The 18,276-nt window shown below is 61.3% G+C and carries 18 protein-coding genes; 6 read left to right on the forward strand and 12 right to left on the reverse strand.

The window, feature by feature from the left end; translation table 11 throughout:
- Position 1 precedes the first annotated feature (1 nt).
- The 6 genes from E4662_RS09000 to cobS all read right to left on the reverse strand — a co-directional run bounded on the left by E4662_RS09000 (position 2) and on the right by cobS (position 6,589).
- Positions 2-1,771, reverse strand: a complete 1,770-nt coding sequence (locus tag E4662_RS09000; protein ID WP_136441205.1) for an aminopeptidase P family protein — start codon at positions 1,769-1,771, stop codon at positions 2-4.
- A 219-nt stretch (positions 1,772-1,990) separates the two neighbouring features.
- Entirely contained in the window at positions 1,991-3,871 is a 1,881-nt protein-coding gene (gene cobT, locus E4662_RS09005) for a cobaltochelatase subunit CobT (protein WP_136441206.1), read from the reverse strand.
- An 89-nt stretch (positions 3,872-3,960) separates the two neighbouring features.
- Positions 3,961-4,428, reverse strand: coding sequence for a hypothetical protein (locus E4662_RS09010; RefSeq protein ID WP_136441207.1), 468 nt, complete (start codon positions 4,426-4,428; stop codon positions 3,961-3,963).
- A gap of 124 nt (positions 4,429-4,552) precedes the next feature.
- The gene (locus tag E4662_RS09015; RefSeq protein WP_168797940.1) at positions 4,553-4,942 is read right to left on the reverse strand and encodes a hypothetical protein; all 390 of its coding nucleotides are present in this window, start codon (positions 4,940-4,942) and stop codon (positions 4,553-4,555) included.
- Between the two features lie 107 nt (positions 4,943-5,049).
- Complete coding sequence (locus E4662_RS09020) at positions 5,050-5,535, reverse strand: DUF1877 family protein (RefSeq protein WP_136441209.1); 486 nt, start codon at positions 5,533-5,535, stop codon at positions 5,050-5,052.
- Positions 5,536-5,602: 67 nt separating this feature from the next.
- Positions 5,603-6,589 carry a cobaltochelatase subunit CobS gene (gene cobS / locus E4662_RS09025; RefSeq protein WP_136441210.1) on the reverse strand — a complete coding sequence of 329 codons (987 nt, stop codon included), beginning with the start codon at positions 6,587-6,589 and terminating at the stop codon, positions 5,603-5,605.
- Positions 6,590-6,773: 184 nt separating this feature from the next.
- Here cobS and E4662_RS09030 point away from each other — a divergent pair, with 184 nt between their 5' ends.
- The 4 genes from E4662_RS09030 (at position 6,774) to E4662_RS09045 (ending at position 9,269) form a co-directional block, all read left to right on the forward strand.
- The gene (locus tag E4662_RS09030; RefSeq protein ID WP_136441211.1) at positions 6,774-7,313 is read left to right on the forward strand and encodes a sigma-70 family RNA polymerase sigma factor; all 540 of its coding nucleotides are present in this window, start codon (positions 6,774-6,776) and stop codon (positions 7,311-7,313) included.
- Positions 7,310-7,672, forward strand: coding sequence for a hypothetical protein (locus E4662_RS09035; RefSeq protein ID WP_136441212.1), 363 nt, complete (start codon positions 7,310-7,312; stop codon positions 7,670-7,672). The genes E4662_RS09030 and E4662_RS09035 overlap by 4 nt, the downstream gene beginning before the upstream one ends.
- A gap of 145 nt (positions 7,673-7,817) precedes the next feature.
- Positions 7,818-8,291, forward strand: a complete 474-nt coding sequence (gene msrB / locus E4662_RS09040; RefSeq protein WP_136441213.1) for a peptide-methionine (R)-S-oxide reductase MsrB — start codon at positions 7,818-7,820, stop codon at positions 8,289-8,291.
- Positions 8,292-8,717: 426 nt separating this feature from the next.
- A complete protein-coding gene (locus E4662_RS09045; RefSeq protein ID WP_136441214.1) occupies positions 8,718-9,269 on the forward strand; it encodes a VPLPA-CTERM sorting domain-containing protein in 552 nt (183 codons plus the stop codon).
- Between the two features lie 83 nt (positions 9,270-9,352).
- On the opposite strand, the gene E4662_RS09050 is transcribed toward E4662_RS09045, so the two are convergent.
- Entirely contained in the window at positions 9,353-9,979 is a 627-nt protein-coding gene (locus tag E4662_RS09050) for a J domain-containing protein (protein WP_136441215.1), read from the reverse strand.
- Between the two features lie 630 nt (positions 9,980-10,609).
- On the opposite strand from E4662_RS09050, the gene E4662_RS09055 reads away from it, so the two are divergent.
- A complete protein-coding gene (locus tag E4662_RS09055; RefSeq protein WP_168797941.1) occupies positions 10,610-11,254 on the forward strand; it encodes a VPLPA-CTERM sorting domain-containing protein in 645 nt (214 codons plus the stop codon).
- Between the two features lie 129 nt (positions 11,255-11,383).
- Here E4662_RS09055 and gatB read toward each other — a convergent pair whose 3' ends face one another.
- Positions 11,384-12,907: an Asp-tRNA(Asn)/Glu-tRNA(Gln) amidotransferase subunit GatB gene (gatB, locus tag E4662_RS09060; protein ID WP_136441217.1), complete on the reverse strand. Its 1,524-nt coding sequence runs from the start codon at positions 12,905-12,907 to the stop codon at positions 11,384-11,386.
- 73 nt (positions 12,908-12,980) lie between these two features.
- Positions 12,981-14,180 carry a hypothetical protein gene (locus tag E4662_RS09065; protein ID WP_136441218.1) on the reverse strand — a complete coding sequence of 400 codons (1,200 nt, stop codon included), beginning with the start codon at positions 14,178-14,180 and terminating at the stop codon, positions 12,981-12,983.
- Between the two features lie 268 nt (positions 14,181-14,448).
- On the opposite strand from E4662_RS09065, the gene E4662_RS09070 reads away from it, so the two are divergent.
- Complete coding sequence (locus E4662_RS09070) at positions 14,449-15,297, forward strand: lytic transglycosylase domain-containing protein (RefSeq protein ID WP_136441219.1); 849 nt, start codon at positions 14,449-14,451, stop codon at positions 15,295-15,297.
- On the opposite strand, the gene E4662_RS09075 is transcribed toward E4662_RS09070, so the two are convergent.
- The 3 genes from E4662_RS09075 to serS form a co-directional block, all read right to left on the reverse strand.
- Positions 15,298-16,152 carry a lysophospholipid acyltransferase family protein gene (locus E4662_RS09075; RefSeq protein ID WP_136441220.1) on the reverse strand — a complete coding sequence of 285 codons (855 nt, stop codon included), beginning with the start codon at positions 16,150-16,152 and terminating at the stop codon, positions 15,298-15,300.
- Positions 16,153-16,250: 98 nt separating this feature from the next.
- A complete protein-coding gene (locus tag E4662_RS09080) occupies positions 16,251-16,952 on the reverse strand; it encodes a hypothetical protein (RefSeq protein ID WP_136441221.1) in 702 nt (233 codons plus the stop codon).
- A complete protein-coding gene (gene serS / locus E4662_RS09085) occupies positions 16,949-18,241 on the reverse strand; it encodes a serine--tRNA ligase (RefSeq protein WP_136441222.1) in 1,293 nt (430 codons plus the stop codon). Before serS ends, E4662_RS09080 begins: the two co-directional genes overlap by 4 nt.
- Between the last annotated feature and the right edge of the window lie 35 nt (positions 18,242-18,276).

An 18,276-nucleotide genomic window follows, 5' to 3' on the forward strand; every position in this document is an offset into this window, starting at 1 on the left:
GTCAAATACCCCGGCAGGCGTCAGACAACCACCCCCCTGCGACATCATCGACCAAGGGAGCGACTTTTGCCTCAACTTCCCGGTGGTAAGCATTGAGCCAATCGCGCTCTTCCATCGTCAGCATGTCAGGCACAATCAGGCGCCGATCGATGGGCACCCAGGTCAGGGTTTCAAAGCGATACTGCTGCGCAATTGTCTGGCCGGGCAGGGTGGGGGCCTCTTCGACCACAACGAGGTTCTCGATGCGGATGCCGTAAGCCCCTTCGCGGTAGAAACCCGGCTCATTGCTGAGGATCATGCCCGGCTCGAACGGTACGGTCCCGGCACGACTGATACGGGCGGGGCCTTCGTGCACACAAAGGTAAGAGCCGACGCCATGGCCCGTGCCATGTCCATAGTCCAGCCCGGCTTGCCAGAGCGCGTGGCGGGCAAAGGGATCAATGTCGCGCCCGGCCATGCCTTTTGGAAAGCGCAGTCGGCTGATCGCAATCATCCCTTTGAGAACAAGCGTGAAATTGCGTTTCTCTTCCTCGCCGACCTCACCGATGGAAACCGTCCGCGTGATATCGGTGGTGCCGTCCACATACTGCCCGCCGCTGTCGACCAGCAAAAGCTCCCCGGCCTTGAGCGGCCGATCCGTGGCCTCCGTGACCCGGTAATGCACGATGGCCCCGTTCGGGCCGGAGCCGCTGATGGTGTCAAAACTGATGTCGCGCAGGGCATTGGTGGCGCGGCGTTCTTCTTCGAGCTGTTTAACCACGGCGATCTCGGACAGATCCCCCGGGGCTTCCCGGTCCAACCAGGCGAGGAACCGCACCATTGCCGCCGCATCGCGCAGATGCGCCGCACGGCTGCCTTCGAGTTCGACCGTGTTCTTGCGTGCCTTGGGCAGAACGCAGGGATCATCCGCTTCAATGATCTCGCGCCCTTCCAGAGCGTCCACCACGGCCACAGGGCAGGTGCCCGGCTCGATCCGCACCGGGCCTTGCAACGCGCGCAAGGCCTCTTCGAACGCCTCAACCGGCTCGACCGTCACCGCGTCTCCAAGGTGATCGCGCACATCCGAGAGTTTCTCATCGGCCATGAACAGCGTCACGCGCGCATCTGCATGCAGGATTGCAAACCCATGCGGAACCGGGTTCTTCGGAATGTCGCTGCCGCGAATGTTCAGGAGCCAGGCGATGCTGTCCGGGAGGGTGACAACCGCTGCCCGCGCTTTGCCAAGGCCGCCGGCCAACCGCGTGATCTTGTCCACATGCGCCTCGCCGGACAGGGCCACAGGCTGCGCAAAAACCTTGCCCATGGGGGGCGCGGGACGGTCTTCCCAAATGGCGTCCACAAGGTTCGGAACGGGCCTGAGCGCGATGCCTTTCTTGTCGAGCCCCCGTTTTTGTTCAACGGTCAAGAGCCATGGATCAAATCCCATGACACCGTCCGGCATCGCGGCGGAAATCCAATCACCAAGAGAAATCTCCGGCCAGTCTACGGGCTCGAATACATCCGCGACCTGCGCCTTCACCTGAACGCGGTAGCGCCCATCCACAAACACCGCCGCGCGCTCCGCCAAAGCCACGCCCCAACCTGCGGAGCCGGTAAACCCGGTGAGCCATGCGAGGCGCTCATCGCAAGGGGCCACATATTCCCCCTGAAAGGCATCGCTGCGCGGGATCAGGAACCCATCGACGTCTGCTCCCGCCATGGCGGCGCGCAGAGCTTGCAGCCGGGCCGGGCCCGTGTCCGCAGATGCAGTCTCGGTAAAGGTCTGAAACATGGGGCGCCTCCTGTCTTGCGCAGGACAAGATCACGATTGCTTATCAGCCGCAAGCGGCTGGCCAACTCGCCATGCCCCGTTTCTTTGTGCCGACAAATATCCCGGGGAGTCGCAGCCCTGGCTGCGGCGGGGCAGCGCCCCAAACCAAAATTTTGCCCCGACAAAAATTTCGCGCCGTGCGCGCTGGTCGGCTTGGCCACGCCAAGCCGAAACCCTTCATCAAGCGCTCAGCTTCATGCCCATGACCCGCGCCCGCGCCCGTGGATCGCTGTCAAACAGCGAGGCAAGCTGCTCGGTCATCGCCCCGGCCAGTTGTTCCACATCGGTGATCGTGACGGCCCGGTCATAATAGCGCGTTACGTCGTGGCCGATGCCGATGGCCAGAAGCTCCACCTGTTTGCGCTTTTCGACCATGTCGATCACGTCGCGCAGGTGTTTCTCAAGGTAGTTCGCCGGGTTCACCGACAGGGTGGAATCATCCACCGGCGCGCCGTCTGAGATGACCATCAGGATCTTGCGCGCCTCGGGCCGCACCACCATCCGCCGGTGGGCCCATTCCAGCGCCTCGCCGTCGATGTTCTCTTTCAGCAGGCCCTCTTTCATCATCAGGCCGAGGTTGTCCCGCGTCCGCCGCCACGGCGCATCGGCGCCCTTGTAGATGATGTGGCGCAGGTCGTTCAGGCGGCCCGGCTGCTGTTCGCGCCCGGCATTGAGCCATGTCTCGCGCGCCTGTCCGCCTTTCCACGCCCGCGTGGTAAAGCCGAGGATTTCGACCTTCACGTTGCAGCGTTCCAGTGTCCGTGCCAGAACATCCGCGCAGATCGCCGCGATGGAGATCGGGCGACCGCGCATGGAGCCGGAATTGTCGAGCAGCAGCGTCACCACCGTGTCGCGGAACTCCATGTCTTTCTCGACCTTGAAGCTCAGCGGCGTGGTCGGGTTCGCCACCACGCGCGCCAGACGGCCCGCGTCCAGAATGCCCTCTTCGCGGTCAAACTCCCAACTGCGGTTCTGCTGTGCCTGAAGCCGCCGCTGCAGTTTGTTCGCAAGCCGTGAGACCGCACCTTTGAGCGGCTCAAGCTGCTGATCGAGGTAGGCCCGCAGCCGTTCCAGTTCCGCAGGCTCGGCGAGGTCTTCGGCCAGAACCTCTTCGTCGTGTTCGGTCGAATAGACCCGGTAATCGGGGTCCGCTTCGGAGAAGGGCGCGGGGGCAGGCGGCTCGAGCGGCGCTTCGCCTTCGGGCATTTCCGTCTCGTCGCTCATGTCCTGATCAGCGGCGTCATCCATGGAGACCTGCGCCTGGGACGGGTCCATGGTCTCTTCCTGAGACTGCTCCGGCGAGGCTTCAGCCTCTTCGCCCTGATCCTCGTCGTCGCCGTTGGAATCGGGCTGCTCTTCTTCGTCCTGCCCGTCTTCCTGTCCGTCGTCCTCGGCCTCGTCGTCCAACTGATCGGGATCGTCGCCAAGCTGATCGCCGTAGCCGAGATCGGAAATCATCTGCCGCGCCAGTTTGGCAAAGGCGGATTGATCGTTCAGCACCGCGTCGAGGTTTTCCAGCGTCGCGCCCGCGCTTTCCTCCATGTAGCCGCGCCAGAGATCCATGACATTGGCGGCCTCGGGCGGCAGATCGCGCCCGGTCGCCAGATGGCGGATCAGGTAGCCTGCCGCGACGGGCAGGGGGGCCTCGGATTTCTCGCGAATCTGGGCATAGCCGCGCTTGATGGCTTCGGAGCCGATCTTGGCGTCGATGTTGCCTGCGGTGCCGGGCATGTCGCGCGCGCCCATGGCTTCGCAGCGGGCGGTTTCCATCGCCTCATAGAGCTCGCGCGCCATGTCGCCGGGCGGCACATAGCGGTTGTGCGTGCCTGCGTCATGATAGCGGCGGTGCAGGGCCAAAGCATCCGCCGTGCCCCGCGCCAGAAGCACCTCGTCGCGGGTCATGCGGCGCGAGACCTGCGGCAGGCGCATGGCATCGCCTGAAACCCCGGAGGGATCGACGGTGTAGGAAACCGTCAATTCGGGATCATCGGCCATGACCTTGGTGGCCTCGGCGAGGGCCTTCTTGAACGGATCGGCGGGATTGTCGCTTGGCTTGCTCATAAGCTACGTTTCCACCGGACACGCGGTTTTGGCAAGAGGGGCGAGCGGGGAAATTCGTCTATGTTCGGCGGATCAGGCCGATGCGGCGGTCACTGGCTTTCCAGCGCCGCCTTCATCTCGTCGCGCATTCTTTCGCAGAAGCTGAAATTGGTGCGCAGCGCACTGTTGATCAGCTCGCCGTTCAGACGCTGGTTCTGGTTGAACCATTCGAGATAAATCGCGCTGACATCGCGCACGAGCGGCACCGTTGCGTCGAGCGCGGCCTGCTGTTCCTCGCCCGCATCCTGCCGACGGGTCATCATGGCGTAGAAGACCATTTCCTCTTCCAGCGTCTTGAACATTTCCTTGGCATTCGACTCGTCCGGGGATGCGATGCGCAGCGCGGCGACAAGTCCCGCGCAGGCAACCGGTGCCTTGGCCTTGCCGATCGGGGTTGCGGCCTCGTCGATACGTGTCTGAAAGTCCTGAGCGCTCAGCGGCGTCTCTTCGGCGGCCGCCGGCATCGAAAAGGGGCTAAGGGCGGCTGCGACCACAAGGGCCTGAAGTGTGCGTGTCATGTCTGGTCCTGCCATCTTGTCGTTCCGTCCTGCTGCGGAACTTGGGGCCATAGTAACATGGGGGCGGGGGCGCGAAAACCGCTCTGCGCTATGATCGGCAAAGCCCGGCTGATGGCGCGCGGGTTCAGCCGAAAACCAGCGATTGGCAGTTGCCGAGCAAATGTGTGGCGCGCAGCCGTGCGTGGCGCGCGCGCCGGTCATCATCGGAGAAAGCAGCCAGTTGCATCAGGCGCGCCTGCGCGAACTTGGCTTCAATGCGCAGGTGCAGAATGTCGGAGCCGCTGAGCCCTTCGGCCCGTGCGTCCGGCTGCACTGCTTCGAGCAGACTTTCGAACAGACGGCGGCTTTCCAGCGCATCGGCCCCGTCGCGGCCCATCAGCCATTCGTGCTCCATTGCTGCGGAAAACCGGCCCAGGCAGGAGGCAAAATGCTCTGCCTGTTCGCGAACACCCGATGGCATGGCCGCCAGCGGCATCGTGGCGAGACTTGCGCCAAGAGTGAGCATGAGGCTCAAAACAAGTGTTTTCAGAACGCCCATAAAATGGACGTTACACGATTTGTTCTGCTGTCCTGTTAATCGAAATGAAAACTCTTGATAAAAGTGTCATGAAATCCACAGCGTTACGCCATGGTCGTCAAAACCGCCTGATCCGCCTCTGCTGCGGCTCCGAGAAAATCGCGGATCTGACCAAAGGCTGCGCGAACAGAACCATCCTCCGCGTCGCTTTGTGCGGCATGGTAAATCTCGCAGCCGGGCGCTTTCATCGCCGAGAGTCGGCTGTCGAGAAGATCATGGGGCAGGCTGATCAAATGGGCATGGGCGGCCTTCACCTCTTTCGGGCTCAGGATACGCGGCGGCTCTTCTTCGGGGTGGATTTCATGCCATGCGCTGCCGCCCAGAAGGAACCCGGCAGGCAGGGCGGTGTCCCACTCCGTCCCGGAGGAGAGAAAATGCACAACATGCCACGGGTCAAAGAAGTGCAGGCACTCCGGTCCATCGAGCAGCTTGATCCCCTTCAGGCCAAGCGCAAATTCCGCCGCCTCATCACCGGGCTCTTGTGGCGCGTCATCGAGGGCAAAACGGCGCAGGGTCAGGGACATGCTCATGGTTTGGTCTCTCCAAATGAAAAACGCCCCGAAACCGGGGCGCTCTTGATCGTCAATGCGGCGTGGATCACCCGAGGCTCAGGCTCGCCGCGCTTTCGGGCAGCTCTTCGTCAAAGCAGCGCTGGTAGAACTCCGCCACGGTCTGGCGCTCCAGCTCGTCACATTTGTTGAGGAAGGACAGGCGGAAGGCATAGCCCACGTTGCGGAAGATCTCCGCGTTTTGCGCCCAGGCAATCACGGTCCGCGGGCTCATCACGGTGGAAAGCTCACCGTTCATGAAGGCGCGGCGGGTGAAGTCCGCAACGGTGACCATCTGGCGAATGGTCTTGCGACCTTTTTCATTGTTGTAATGCGGCGTCTTGGACAGGACGATCTGGGTTTCCGCATCAATCGAGAGATAGTTCAGCGTGGCCACAAGTGACCAGCGGTCCATCTGGCCCTGGTTGATCTGCTGCGTGCCGTGGTACAGGCCCGTGGTGTCGCCCAGGCCCACGGTGTTGGCTGTCGCAAAGATGCGGAAATAGGGATGCGGGTTGATGACCTTGTTCTGATCCAGAAGGGTCAGCTTGCCGTCGGTCTCCAGCACACGCTGGATCACGAACATCACATCCGCGCGGCCCGCATCATATTCGTCAAAAACGATGGCGGTGGGGTTGCGCAGCGCCCAAGGCAGGATGCCTTCCTGGAATTCGGTGACCTGCTTGCCGTCCACCAGTTTGATGGCGTCCTTGCCGATCAGGTCGATCCGGGAGATGTGGCTGTCGAGGTTCACACGCACGGCGGGCCAGTTCAGACGGGCGGCGACCTGTTCGATGTGCGTGGATTTCCCGGTGCCGTGATAGCCTTGGATCATCACGCGGCGGTTGTTGCGGAAACCGGCGAGAATGGCGAGCGTGGTGTCCGGGTCGAACTTGTAGGTGCTGTCGATATCCGGCACGCGGTCCGACGCTTCCGGGAAGCCGTGCACGACCATATCCGAGTCGATGCCAAAGACTTCGCGCACCGAGATTTCTTCGGTGGGTTTAGCGTTGATGTCGATTTCACCACTGGCCATCTTCGGTCCTGTCCTTCTATCCCGGCGTCTGTCCGGCCCGTGGTGCATCAAAAGTGGCGCAGGGGCAAGGGGAAGAAACAGTTGTGCGTTGGCAAAAGGTCCCATGCTCGCCGCCGCTTCCCCCTTGCAACCCAAGCCTGCTGTGCCATCCTGCCCGAGGCAAAGGAAAAAGGGTCGGGGTTGAATGGTGCTGGAAGACGATATGGACCGTCTGATGTCACGCGTGGCGATGGCAGACCGGCAGGCCTTTGCCAAGCTTTACACGCACACGGCCCCGGCACTGTTTGCCGTCGCTTTGCAGGTTTTGAAAACAGATGCCGAGGCCGAAGAGGTTTTGCAGGAGGTCTATCTGCGCGTCTGGCAGCGCGCGGGGCAGTATCGCGGCGATGGGCTTGCGCCTATGGCCTGGCTGATCAGTTTGACGCGGGACGCGGCGGTCGACAAGCGGCGGACAGACACCCATTCAGGAGGCCACCCGCCACTGCCTGATGAAGGGGCGTTTGAGCAAGACGCGGGCCTGCGCGGTGCGCAGAGCGAAGCGGCGCTGCGGTTTCGTCAGTGTCTCAGCAAACTGCCCGGCGACCACGCAACTGCCTTGCGCCGGGCCTACCTTCACGGGGCGGGCTATGCCGCGCTTGCCGAGCCCACGGGGCGGGCGGCGGGCGATCTGCGCAACGGACTGGGCCAAAGTCTGAAACAGCTCAAGGTCTGTCTGGGCGGATGACTGTGCAACGCGGCGGCAATACCCCTGACGTGAAGGGCACCATGGCGGCAGAATACGTTCTTGGGCTGCTCGATGAGGCGGAGCGCGCGGCTTTTGAGGCGCAACTACGGGTGGATGCGGATCTGGAGCAGGACGTGGCGGCCTGGCGCACATATTTCGCGACGTTCGCCGATGATCTCGAAGAGATACCGCCGCCGCCGCAGCTCTGGCGGCGCATCGAGGCGGCGGCTTTTGGCGGCGAAAAACGCAAACCACTTTGGCAAATTCTTTGGCCTTATGCCGCCGGGGCCGTCCTTGCTTCGGCCTGCACCTTTGCCGCGTTTTACTTCGATCTGCTGACTTTCGCGCCGACCCCCTGATGTGAGGCCATGCAATGCGGCTCGCGCAAATGTGCACGGGGTGTGACTTGCCCAAGGTGCTTCCGGGACGCATGCTCTTCGCAGGTTTGTGATGTCCGCTCTTTGATGACAGCTCAATCGCCAAGCGCAAATGAAAGGCCCGCCGATGATCCGCAGAGCATTTCTGACCAAAGCCGCCGCATTCTCCGCCGTTCTGACCGGGGCGATCCCGGCCAGGGCGCGCGCCGCGACCTTCGAAGTGACGCGCAGCAAAGCCGAATGGAAGGCCATGCTGACGCCGCTGCAATACAAGGTCATGCGTCAGGAAGGGACAGAGCGCGCTTTCACCTCGCCGCTCGACACGGAAAAACGCGCAGGCACTTTCCTGTGTCGGGGCTGCGATCTGCCGCTCTATTCGTCCAAACACAAATTTGACAGCGGCACCGGCTGGCCGTCCTTTTGGAAGGCTCTGCCCCGCGCCGTTGGCACCAAGCCCGATCCGGGGATTTTCGGTATGCGCACCGAATGCCATTGCCGCCGCTGTGGCTCGCATCTTGGCCATGTTTTCGACGATGGGCCAAAGCCGACGGGCAAACGGCATTGCATCAATGGCGTGTCGTTGAAATTCAAAGCTGCCTGAGAGCGCCGAACGCGACTGCGTGTCAAGTCACCAGATAAAATCACGGCCGCCCCGATATGTCGGCGCAGCCGTGAAGGTCGTGTCCGTGAGTGATTGCTTTCTGTCGCGCTTTGGCGTCAAGCTAGCACAACCCCTGCTTGTACGTCCAGTGCTTTTGTTAGCCAGTTTTGAGTTTGCGCCGGCTTCTTTGAACGTGCCGGAAATCGTTACACGCAGCGCTGCTTGGCCTTTCCGATTCGTATCTGAAAGGCCAAACAGCCATTTATACGATGTAGGATTTAGCGGTTTACCTGTCTGCGGTTGTGGTCAAGTTTGCGGCCTCTGGCCCTAGGATGTAATCGCATCCCATTTTAATCATTTACCTTGCGTCAATGGCATCGCTGCTTTTCCATTCATGCAAATCATCTCAACACGGATCGCGCCACCATGTCTTTGAAATCGCTTTTTGCTGCAGCCCTTCTCACCGCCTTGTCATCGGCACCCGCGCAAGCGTTGCATCATTCGTTGAATGATTGGTGGCTCACCACCGATAGCTTTGGTGGTTTGAAGCAAAGCGAATACGATCCGACTTTCTATTTCGCGGTCTCCAAGTCCACCACATGGAATCCGGCTGATACCTACGAAATTATGCCGGGCTATCGTTGGGCCACGACACAAGAAATCCTCGATGCGTTCGTGCCAAGTGTGGCTAACTCAAAACTCTACAATTACAATTACTACAGTCAGGGGGGCTGGGCTGGGTACACTTGGGAAGGCCATCGGCGGTATTTCTTTCGCGCAAGCGACAGTGCGGCAACCGATCATTTCCTTCATGCCGGGCAATTTTCATTCTACGAGGGCGGCACCTCGTCAAGTACCACCAACTTTGCCGGTTTGGTGCTGATAGAAACAGCAGCGGTTCCGTTGCCGGGCGCTCTGGGCCTTATGCTGGCAGGGCTGGGCGGGCTCGGATTGGCGCGCCGCAAGCGCAAGTCCTGACAGAGCCGAGCGCACAACGACTCGCTCACAAACGAAAAAGGCCCGTCGGTTTGGCGGGCCTTCCTCTTGTTGGGAGCTGCGCATTATTTGAAGCTGCGCGAATCCTTGATCTGATCCCAGGCCCAGACCACCTGCTGCAGCTGCTCTTCCTGAGAGCGGTCGCCGCCGTTCATGTCTGGGTGAAGCACCTTGATCAACTTCTTGTAAGCCTTGCGGATTTCCGCCTTGGTCATCGTGTCTTCGGCCTCGAGAATCTCGATCGCCTTGCGCTCGGTCGGGGGCAATTTGCGCCCGCCGCCGGGTTTGTTGCGCCCGGGGTTGCGCGTGGCGTTGTCGCCCAGAACCTGATGCGGATCTTCGATGCCCAGACGGGCCCAGGCCTTGGCCTCGGGGTCGCGCCAATCCTTGGTCTTGCGCTCCCAAACCTTGTCCGAGCTTTCTTGTGCGTTCATCTCGGCTTCTGTCTTGCCGTCGAAGAAACTCCACTTTGCGTTGTATTCGCGCACATGGTCCTTGCAGAACCAAAAGAACTCGTCCAGCACGTCCGGCGCTTTCGGCGCGCGGTATTTGCCGGGTTCATTGCACCCTTCATGATCGCAAATACGCGTGGAGGTTTCCTGTTCCCCGGACATGCTTCTACGGCCGCGCGGGTTCTTTTTCTTGGCGGATTTGACCGACATGTCAAAGCCGAAGGGATCTGAGCTGCTCATCATTCACACCTTACCGAGTCGGAGGCCAGAGTTTAGACTAAACGCCCGGAGTTTACAGGGGGCGGCGGGCAAAAAATGGCCGGCCTTGATCACATTCTGTTCGATCGATACGACCCCCGTTCATATGAAAAAAGGGGCGGGCCGAAAATGGCCACACCCCTGATCTGAAAAAACAAACGGATAAAATCCCCCTGTCAAAAGTCTTGTTTTGTGCCCCTCGAATGCATCGGGCGTGTCGGCGAAAATGCGCTGCTGACCCAAAAACTTTACCAAATGGTAGAGGATTTGGGAAGTGAGGGATTCCTGACCTTAGGGAACCTTGATGATCTGCTCCGGAAGTTGCCGGTGTCTTGAGCATGTATCACTGAGTTCCCGACGCGGAGCGCCCTTGACGATCCCTCCCTGCGGAGTTTCCTTTAAGTTGCGTCATTGTCGAAATCCGTATTCCGTCAAAAGGCGAGGAGACTTGTCAAATCTTGAGTGATTGACCGCGTTCAGGGGGCGGCGCGCGGCGGAATGCAGGGCAGCGGTTCGGACGCAGCGCCGTTGACTCAAAGATTTGTTCTCAAGACCATGAAGGTACGAAGCTTTCCAATCTTTGGGGCTTGTAAACGAACTGGGGAAAATAATATGAAAATCAATAACTTGAGTGGGGGTGTGTTTTCCAAGATTTTGGGTTTGTGTTCAGCGGCGGCATTGACAGTCGGCATTTTGACAACTCAGGCGAATGCCGCAATTGTGATATACTCTGAAGAGGTGAACTCGGATGTGGTGTTCAGCTACTCCGGCACATTAGATTTGTCCGGGCTTAGCGGCGGGGGTCCGGCAGCATACGTAGGTACATTCGCCGGGTTGGGGGCACACGAACCCTATTTCGGAAATCTCAGCGATACGATCGTTGTTTTCTACGACTCTCCTTACAGCGGTACGACGGGTTCGGTTTATAACGGTGTCAACTCAGGATATAACTTCAACAGCATCGGTCATACGGGCGATCCCTTCTTCTTCAGGAATTCCAACTTGGCGGTGGCTTCGGGGTATGGTGGTGAGCTGATTTCTGGTGGGTTCACGATGGTGGGCAGCAGCTTTGCCAGTTTGAGCCTTGTCGCAGGGTCGTCGATGACCAAAACGCTGCTGAATGGCGACACGATCACGTGGAACATTTCGGCCGCTCCCAGCACAATGAGCGCTGTTCCGCTGCCTGCGGCCCTGCCGCTGTTGGTTTGCGCGATTGGGGGGCTGGGCCTAGCGGCGCGTCGCCGAAAGAAAGCCTGACGTTTCGCCGGCCGGTATAAGTTGAACGGTTCTCGCGGGCAGCTTTGGCTGCCCGTTTTGGTTTAATGCGAGGTGGGAAGGGCGCCCGGCGTTAGAGTGTTCGTTGCGGCCTCGGAACGCCAGAAAGACTTACCCTAAATCAGCCAGCTTTTTCGAAACCAGCTCGTTCACCGCCTTCGGGTTCGCCTTGCCGCCCGTGGCTTTCATGACCTGACCAACAAACCAGCCCGCAAGCTTCGGGTTTTGCTTGGCTTTTTCGACCTGCGCCGGGTTGGCCGCGATGATCTCGTCGACGGCTGCCTCAATGGCACCGGTGTCCGTGACCTGTTTCATGCCACGTTCTTCTACGATCACCTCGGGATCACCACCTTCGGTATAAACGATTTCGAAGAGGTCCTTGGCGATCTTGCCGCTAATGGCATCCGACTTGATCAGCTTGATGATGCCAGCCAGCTGTGTCGGGGAAACCGGGCTTTCCTCGATGGAGTGGTCTTCTTTCTTGAGGCGGCCAAACAGCTCGTTGATCACCCAGTTCGCCGCCAGCTTGCCGTCGCCCGCTGCGCCTGCGACCTCTTCGAAATAGGAGGCGTTCACAACCTCTGCGGTCAGAACATCGGCGTCGTATTCGGATAGGCCAAAGTCTTTGACAAAGCGTGCCTTTTTCTCGTCCGGCAGTTCCGGCAGAGAGGCCGCGATGTCATCCACCCAGGCTTGTTCGATCTCAAGCGGGAGCAGGTCCGGATCAGGGAAATAGCGGTAATCATGCGCCTCTTCCTTGGAGCGCATGGACCGGGTTTCGTTCTTGTCCGCGTCATAAAGACGGGTTTCCTGGTCAATCTTGCCGCCCGCTTCGAGGATCGCGATCTGGCGCTTGGCCTCATAGTCGATCGCCATCTGGATGAAGCGCATGGAGTTCATGTTCTTGATCTCGCAGCGCGTCCCAAGGTGCGAGAAGTCCTGCGTTTCCTGGTACTTCTCATACTGACCGGGGCGGCAGACGGAGACGTTCACGTCCGCACGCATGTTGCCGTTCTGCATGTTGCCGTCGCAGGTCCCGAGATAGCGCAGGATCTGACGCAGCTTTGCGAGATAGGCGGCGGCCTCTTCCGGGCCACGAATATCGGGGCGGCTGACGATTTCCATCAGGGCAACGCCGGTCCGGTTGAGATCGACGAAGGACATGTTCGGGTCCATGTCGTGCACGGATTTGCCCGCGTCCTGCTCGACGTGAATGCGCTCAATGCGCACGAGGCGAGCGACGCCCGGCTCCATATCCACGATCACTTCGCCTTCACCCACAAGCGGATGATACAGCTGGGAAATCTGGTACCCCTGCGGCAGATCAGGGTAGAAGTAGTTCTTGCGGTCGAAGGCCGACTTGAGGTTGATCTCTGCCTTCAGGCCAAGACCAGTGCGCACGGCCTGCTCGATGCAATACTCGTTGATCACCGGCAGCATGCCCGGCATGGCGCTGTCCACAAAGGCCACGTTGGAGTTCGGCTCGGCGCCAAATTGGGTGGAGGCACCGGAGAACAGTTTGGCCTTGGAAGCCACCTGCGCGTGCACCTCCATACCAATGACCAGTTCCCAATCATGCTTTGCCCCGGAAATGAGCTTGGGCTTGGGGGATTCAAAGGACAGATGATCCAGCATGTGGCGCTCCTTGGCTCGCAATTGGCCGCGTTCTAGGCCGAGCGGGCGCGCGGAGCAAGGGGCGATGCATGGATCAGGCCATGCGCGGCATCTGCAATCCGTCTGGCGTGAACACAAGCCGCCGGCCATTGTTCAAAAGAGCGGCAAAATGCTCGGCCAGCGCCGAAGTTGCGCGGGTGCGACCGCGTTTGATCACATCCTCGCGGGAGCCGGCCACGTCGCGGTCCTGCAGGCCGGGCGCGGGCGCGGTGGCCCAGACGGCAGGGTGAATTTCGTACAGGTGATCTTGCGCAATCCAGTTGAAACAGTTGGAGATGCGGGCTTCGCTTGTGCCGGGGATAGTGACAGACGAGGCGGTCAGTCCACAAAACGCTGCAAGGCGGTTGACCATATGCTGGCCGGGGTGCCGGGCGAGGATGTCGTGCAGCCCCTCGGCAAAAAGCTCGGCATCGACCCAGCGCAGCGCTGTCGGGTCATTTTCAATCGCGCCGATCATGATCCAGCTATAGGCCCCCATGCCCCAGACATCCGCTGTCCGCACCGCGGTTCTGCGCGCTTCGCGGTCCAGAACTTCGCGGTTGCCGAACCGACCGGGCAAAAGATCCCGTCCGAAGGCGCGCAAATAGTCCGGGTTTTCCGGCCCGAGATCGATGAGATCTTCATAGTCATCGGCAAGCCGCTGTCCCGGTTTTGGATCGATCGCCAGAACCTCGCACCGCACTTCCGCCCAAAGGGCCGAATGGGTTTCAAACGGATCGAACCGATCCACGAAGGACGCGGCGGTCTGCATGTGCCACTCATAAGCATCCCGGCGCGGGGGGGAGAGCTGATCCGCGCGTGAGGATCCGGCCCAGGCGCGCGCCACCTCGATATGAGCCATGGCGACTGTATGCGCGATGGCGGGGCACTCGGGGCTGTCCTCAAGGTTCAGCTCCAGCGTCGCCAGAATAGCCCGGGCGGTACCAACCTCTCCTTTACCAGCAGCCGCGTGTCCGGCGCGGACCGCATCGCTGCGCGCGCCTTGCGAGAGCAGTGCGGCGACAGACGTCAGGCCGCAGGTCATGGTTTGGTTCCGGTCGGCTTCGCAAATCTCGGGCGCGAGGTCTTCCCATGCATCCTGACGGGCAAGATGCTGACCACGGGCAAGCAGGGCCTGCGCCTCTTCCCAATCCGGCGAAGGATCCCGAACCGGGATGTCGACGCGCGGGCCCAATGGCTCGACATGGCGCATCACCGTAATGGGGCGTTTGCGCGGGGCCGGTCGGGGCGACATCCGAAGGGCGAATCTGTTGGAAAGGGAAGGCATATCAGGCAGCAACTCGTTCAATATCATGATTACAATTTGCCGGGCAATCCGGGCCAAATCAGGGCAGCACCGGGGAGTTCATTCGGCTTGTGAAAGGCGTTGGTTTGCGAATGAGGGACAATGCGTTGCCTCACCGTAAACAAAGCCAGCCCCGGGGTGGCGTTTGGCGGTTCATCACGCGCGTGGATTCGCCACGGTTGAAAGAATCCCCAACTTCGGGCAAATTGCGCCGGTCATGATGCGTGCTGCCCTTTTTCTTGCGCTTCTGGCGACACAGGTTACGGCGACACCAGCCCAAGCCCCACTGCCCGATGCCGCACCCGGCGCGGTTTCTGCCGCCGCACCGGAGTATTCGACCCTTGCCGTCTTCCAATCCCCGCGCCCCAAAGCGCGCGCGCCGCTTGTTGTGCCAAGCGCGCGTTGGGACAAATACGGGGGAAAGCCCTCCTGGGCGATGGCCATTGTTCAAAGCCTGCGCAGCCATGCCAAGGTGCTGCCCGAGACCGTTCCGCGCGATATTGCGCAATGGTGCCCGGCCTATCCGACCGCATCCCGCGCCGGGCGCGAGGCGTTTTGGGTTGGGCTTGTCTCGACCCTTGCCAAACACGAGAGCACCTATCGCCCCACGGCCGTCGGTGGTGGCGGGCTCTGGTACGGTCTGGTGCAGATCCTGCCCGGCACCGCACGCGGCTATGGCTGCAAAGCCAGGTCAGGCGAGGCGCTGAAGGATCCCGAAGACAATCTGACATGCGCGATGCGTATCATGGCCGTGACGGTCCCGCGCGATCAGGTGATCAGCGCCGGAATGCGCGGCGTTGCCGCTGATTGGGGGCCGTTCCATTCGCGCAAGAAACGCGAAGACATGCGCGCCTACATGCTGAACCAGTCCTACTGCCAGGGCATGACCAAGTCGCTACGCCCGGTGGCGCGACCGGACACGCTTGAGATTCCCGGCCCGCGCGACAAATACGTCAGTTTCCGGCCTCAAGCCCGCCCCGAAGGTTTCATTCAGCCGGTTGGTCTGACAGCGGATGCGCCCGCGCCCTCTGGTACGGCCCCGGTGTTGAGCACGCAGGGCGGCTGACTACGCGGTCAGGCCGAAGCGTGGCGGTTTGAGCGCCTTTGCGCTCTCATGCTGCGCGCCAAGCGCAAGCGTCGCCTCACGCAGCAAGGCAATCGCCGCGTCCGATTGATCGGGCAGGGCGCTTGCCGAAATCGGCTCGCCCACCGTGACCGCAAAGGTCTGCCGGGCCTTGTTCAGAGTTTCATGGAACAGGGTAATGTCGCGCAGGCTCGGGTGGATCACATCACACAGGTAGAACAGCGCCGAGTTGCGGGCCTCGATGTGCACCGGGATCACCGGCAGATCGAACTTGCGCGCGATCATCGCGGCGGAGCCCATCCACGGACGTTCATGCAGCCTCAGGCCCACCCGTTTGGCCAGCCGTCCGGATGGAAAGATCACGCCGAGCCGTCCGGTGTCCACAGCGCGCCGGGTGAATCTCATGGTCTCGCGCGTCTTGGCGTGGCTGCGGCGCTCCTTGCGCCATTCCACCGGGGCGATCATGTCCGCCATCTGCGGCAGCACCCGCAGGATGTCGTGATTGGCGAAGTAATAACTGTCGGGCCGGATGCGTTGCAGCAGGTCATGCAGGATGATGCCGTCCGCAATCCCTGTCGGATGGTTCGCCACGATCAGCGCTGCGCCGCTCCGGGGGATGTTTGCCTGCCCTTGATACACGGCTCTGAGCGCCAGAAGGGCGGCAAGAGAGCGCATGATTTCGGCAGAAGGCAAATCCTTGACCGCTTCTGCGATGTCGAGCGTTTTCTCATGGCTCAGAAGGCGGTTGAGCAGCGCGCGGGTTGCGGCGGTGCCGGGGCGGCCGGAGAACAACCACGGCGCGCGGTCCTGAATCAATGGGTCGATGCGGTCTTTCATACGCACCGCAATAGGGCGCTTGCGTAACGGGGCTGTGACGGTTTTCGCGCAGGTCCCGGATCAAGTCCGGGACGGTGGCGGCTTTGCTTGTGCTGCGTCTATTCCGTGTCCGTGCCGCGCAGCCCGAGGATCACGATAATCCCCAGCAAGGCCAGCCCGGCCACGGCCGCGTTCAAAGGCGCGGAGTTGGCGACGATCACACCGATCAGGGCCCAGATCACCGTCACGCCGTATTCCGGGGCCCGGTGCAGGCGGTACTGCACCACAATCGCAATGACCAAAGCCAGGGCAAGTGCCACAAGCGCCGCCGGGGTCGGGGCGAGCAAGCCATAACCGCCGAGCACAACGCCAAGCCCCACGCAGGAGGCCGCCGTGAGCCAGCCCGCGTAGATCGCCACCGGGGCCTGTTGCATCCAACGGTCCGTATCGCCCACGCGGAACAGGCTCAGGAGCGCGCCTGCCAGCATGATCCAGATCATCACCGTGGCCGCCACCGGCGCGATCTGCGCCACCGGCAACCAGTTCACCCCAACCGCAAGGCTGACAAACAAAGGCATGCGCATGGCGGCCCAGTCCGGATCATCCATGCGCCGCAGGAACCCAAATCCGGTGCCGATGGCCAGCCAGACAAAGATCAGCCCCCAGATGGCAAAAGCATATCCGGCGGGCTGCACCGGCGGCGCGTCGATCTGAACCGGGAACTGGCCGGATTCGAACCCGTTGAAACCCGGCGCGAGCAGCGGCGAGGCCGCAAAAGCCACCGCCGCCACGAGACACAGGATCGCCCAGAGGCGATTCATGCCAGCGTGCCCTCCGCCGTCAGCGTGGTCTTGCCACCAAGCCACGGGTGCAGCGCCTCGGGCAGGGTCACGGAGCCATCGGCGTTCTGACCGTTCTCCAGAACCGCGATCAGGCAGCGGCCCACCGCAAGGCCAGAGCCGTTCAGCGTGTGCAGGAACTGCGGTTTGCCACCATCTGCAGGACGGAAACGGGCGTTCATCCGGCGGGCCTGGAAATCGGCGGCAACGGACACCGAGGAAATCTCGCGATAGGTGTTCTGTCCCGGCAGCCAGACCTCGATGTCATGCGTCTTGATCATGCCAAAGCCGATGTCGCCCGAGCAGAGCACGACGGTGCGGTAGGGCAGACCCAGCTTCTGCAGGATTGCTTCGGCACAGCCGGTCATGCGGTCATGCTCTTCCATGGACTTGTCCGGATGGGTGATCGAGACCATTTCGACCTTTTCGAACTGGTGCTGGCGCAGCATCCCGGCGGTGTCCTTGCCCGCGCTGCCCGCCTCGGAGCGGAAACACTGGGAATGGGCTACGTAACGGCGGGGCAGGTAGCCCTCATCCACGATCAGACCGTTCACGATATTGGTCAGCGTCACCTCGGACGTGGGGATCAACCACCAGCCATTGGTGGTCTGGTAGCTGTCATCGCCAAACTTCGGCAACTGACCCGTGCCGTACATCATCTCTTCCTTGACCAGCACGGGGGCCCATGTCTCGGTCAAACCATGCTCCGCGATGTGCGTATCCAGCATAAACTGGGCCAGCGCGCGGTGCACCCGCGCGACGCCGCCGCTCATCACCACAAAGCGCGAACCGGACAGTTTCGCGGCGGTCTCGAAATCCAGACCATCCTTGGTCGCGGCCAGCTCATAATGCTCTTTCGGTTCGAAATCGAACTGGCGCGGCGCGCCCCAACGGCGGATTTCGACGTTATCATCCTCGTCTTCGCCGTCCGGCACATCGGCGTGCATGAAGTTCGGCAGCGCCATGAGCGCGGTGCTCAGCTCTGCATCAAGCTCCTTGGCCTTGGTCTGCATTTCCGCCACTTCGGCTTTTTTGGCGGCCACAAGCGCGCGCAGGCGTTCGAATTCGGCGTCGTCCCCGCTCGCCTTGGCCTTGCCTACTTCCTTGGCGGCCTTTTTCTGATCGGACTGCGCGGTCTCTGCGGTCTGGATCGCGCTGCGCCGGGCCTCGTCCAGGGCGAGGATAGAAGACGACTGCGGCTCCATCCCACGGCGGGCCATCGCCGCATCAAAAGCGGCGGGGTTTTCGCGGATGGTGCGGATGTCGTGCATCGGATCCTCCAGATTATTAGGGGCAGTGAAAGTGT

Source organism: Pacificoceanicola onchidii (genome assembly GCF_004804335.1).
Taxonomy (GTDB): Bacteria; Pseudomonadota; Alphaproteobacteria; order Rhodobacterales; family Rhodobacteraceae; genus Pacificoceanicola; species Pacificoceanicola onchidii.

Excerpts from the sequence above, each read along its gene's own strand:
- E4662_RS09000 (WP_136441205.1), bottom strand. The coding sequence starts at position 1,771 with ATGTTTCAGACCTTTACCGAGACTGCATCTGCGGACACGGGCCCGGCC.
- cobT (WP_136441206.1), bottom strand. The coding sequence starts at position 3,871 with ATGAGCAAGCCAAGCGACAATCCCGCCGATCCGTTCAAGAAGGCCCTC.
- E4662_RS09010 (WP_136441207.1), bottom strand. The coding sequence starts at position 4,428 with ATGACACGCACACTTCAGGCCCTTGTGGTCGCAGCCGCCCTTAGCCCC.
- E4662_RS09020 (WP_136441209.1), bottom strand. The coding sequence starts at position 5,535 with ATGAGCATGTCCCTGACCCTGCGCCGTTTTGCCCTCGATGACGCGCCA.
- cobS (WP_136441210.1), bottom strand. The coding sequence starts at position 6,589 with ATGGCCAGTGGTGAAATCGACATCAACGCTAAACCCACCGAAGAAATC.
- E4662_RS09030 (WP_136441211.1), top strand. The coding sequence starts at position 6,774 with ATGGTGCTGGAAGACGATATGGACCGTCTGATGTCACGCGTGGCGATG.
- E4662_RS09035 (WP_136441212.1), top strand. The coding sequence starts at position 7,310 with ATGACTGTGCAACGCGGCGGCAATACCCCTGACGTGAAGGGCACCATG.
- msrB (WP_136441213.1), top strand. The coding sequence starts at position 7,818 with ATGATCCGCAGAGCATTTCTGACCAAAGCCGCCGCATTCTCCGCCGTT.
- E4662_RS09045 (WP_136441214.1), top strand. The coding sequence starts at position 8,718 with ATGTCTTTGAAATCGCTTTTTGCTGCAGCCCTTCTCACCGCCTTGTCA.
- E4662_RS09050 (WP_136441215.1), bottom strand. The coding sequence starts at position 9,979 with ATGAGCAGCTCAGATCCCTTCGGCTTTGACATGTCGGTCAAATCCGCC.
- E4662_RS09055 (WP_168797941.1), top strand. The coding sequence starts at position 10,610 with ATGAAAATCAATAACTTGAGTGGGGGTGTGTTTTCCAAGATTTTGGGT.
- gatB (WP_136441217.1), bottom strand. The coding sequence starts at position 12,907 with ATGCTGGATCATCTGTCCTTTGAATCCCCCAAGCCCAAGCTCATTTCC.
- E4662_RS09065 (WP_136441218.1), bottom strand. The coding sequence starts at position 14,180 with ATGTCGCCCCGACCGGCCCCGCGCAAACGCCCCATTACGGTGATGCGC.
- E4662_RS09070 (WP_136441219.1), top strand. The coding sequence starts at position 14,449 with ATGATGCGTGCTGCCCTTTTTCTTGCGCTTCTGGCGACACAGGTTACG.
- E4662_RS09075 (WP_136441220.1), bottom strand. The coding sequence starts at position 16,152 with ATGAAAGACCGCATCGACCCATTGATTCAGGACCGCGCGCCGTGGTTG.
- E4662_RS09080 (WP_136441221.1), bottom strand. The coding sequence starts at position 16,952 with ATGAATCGCCTCTGGGCGATCCTGTGTCTCGTGGCGGCGGTGGCTTTT.
- serS (WP_136441222.1), bottom strand. The coding sequence starts at position 18,241 with ATGCACGACATCCGCACCATCCGCGAAAACCCCGCCGCTTTTGATGCG.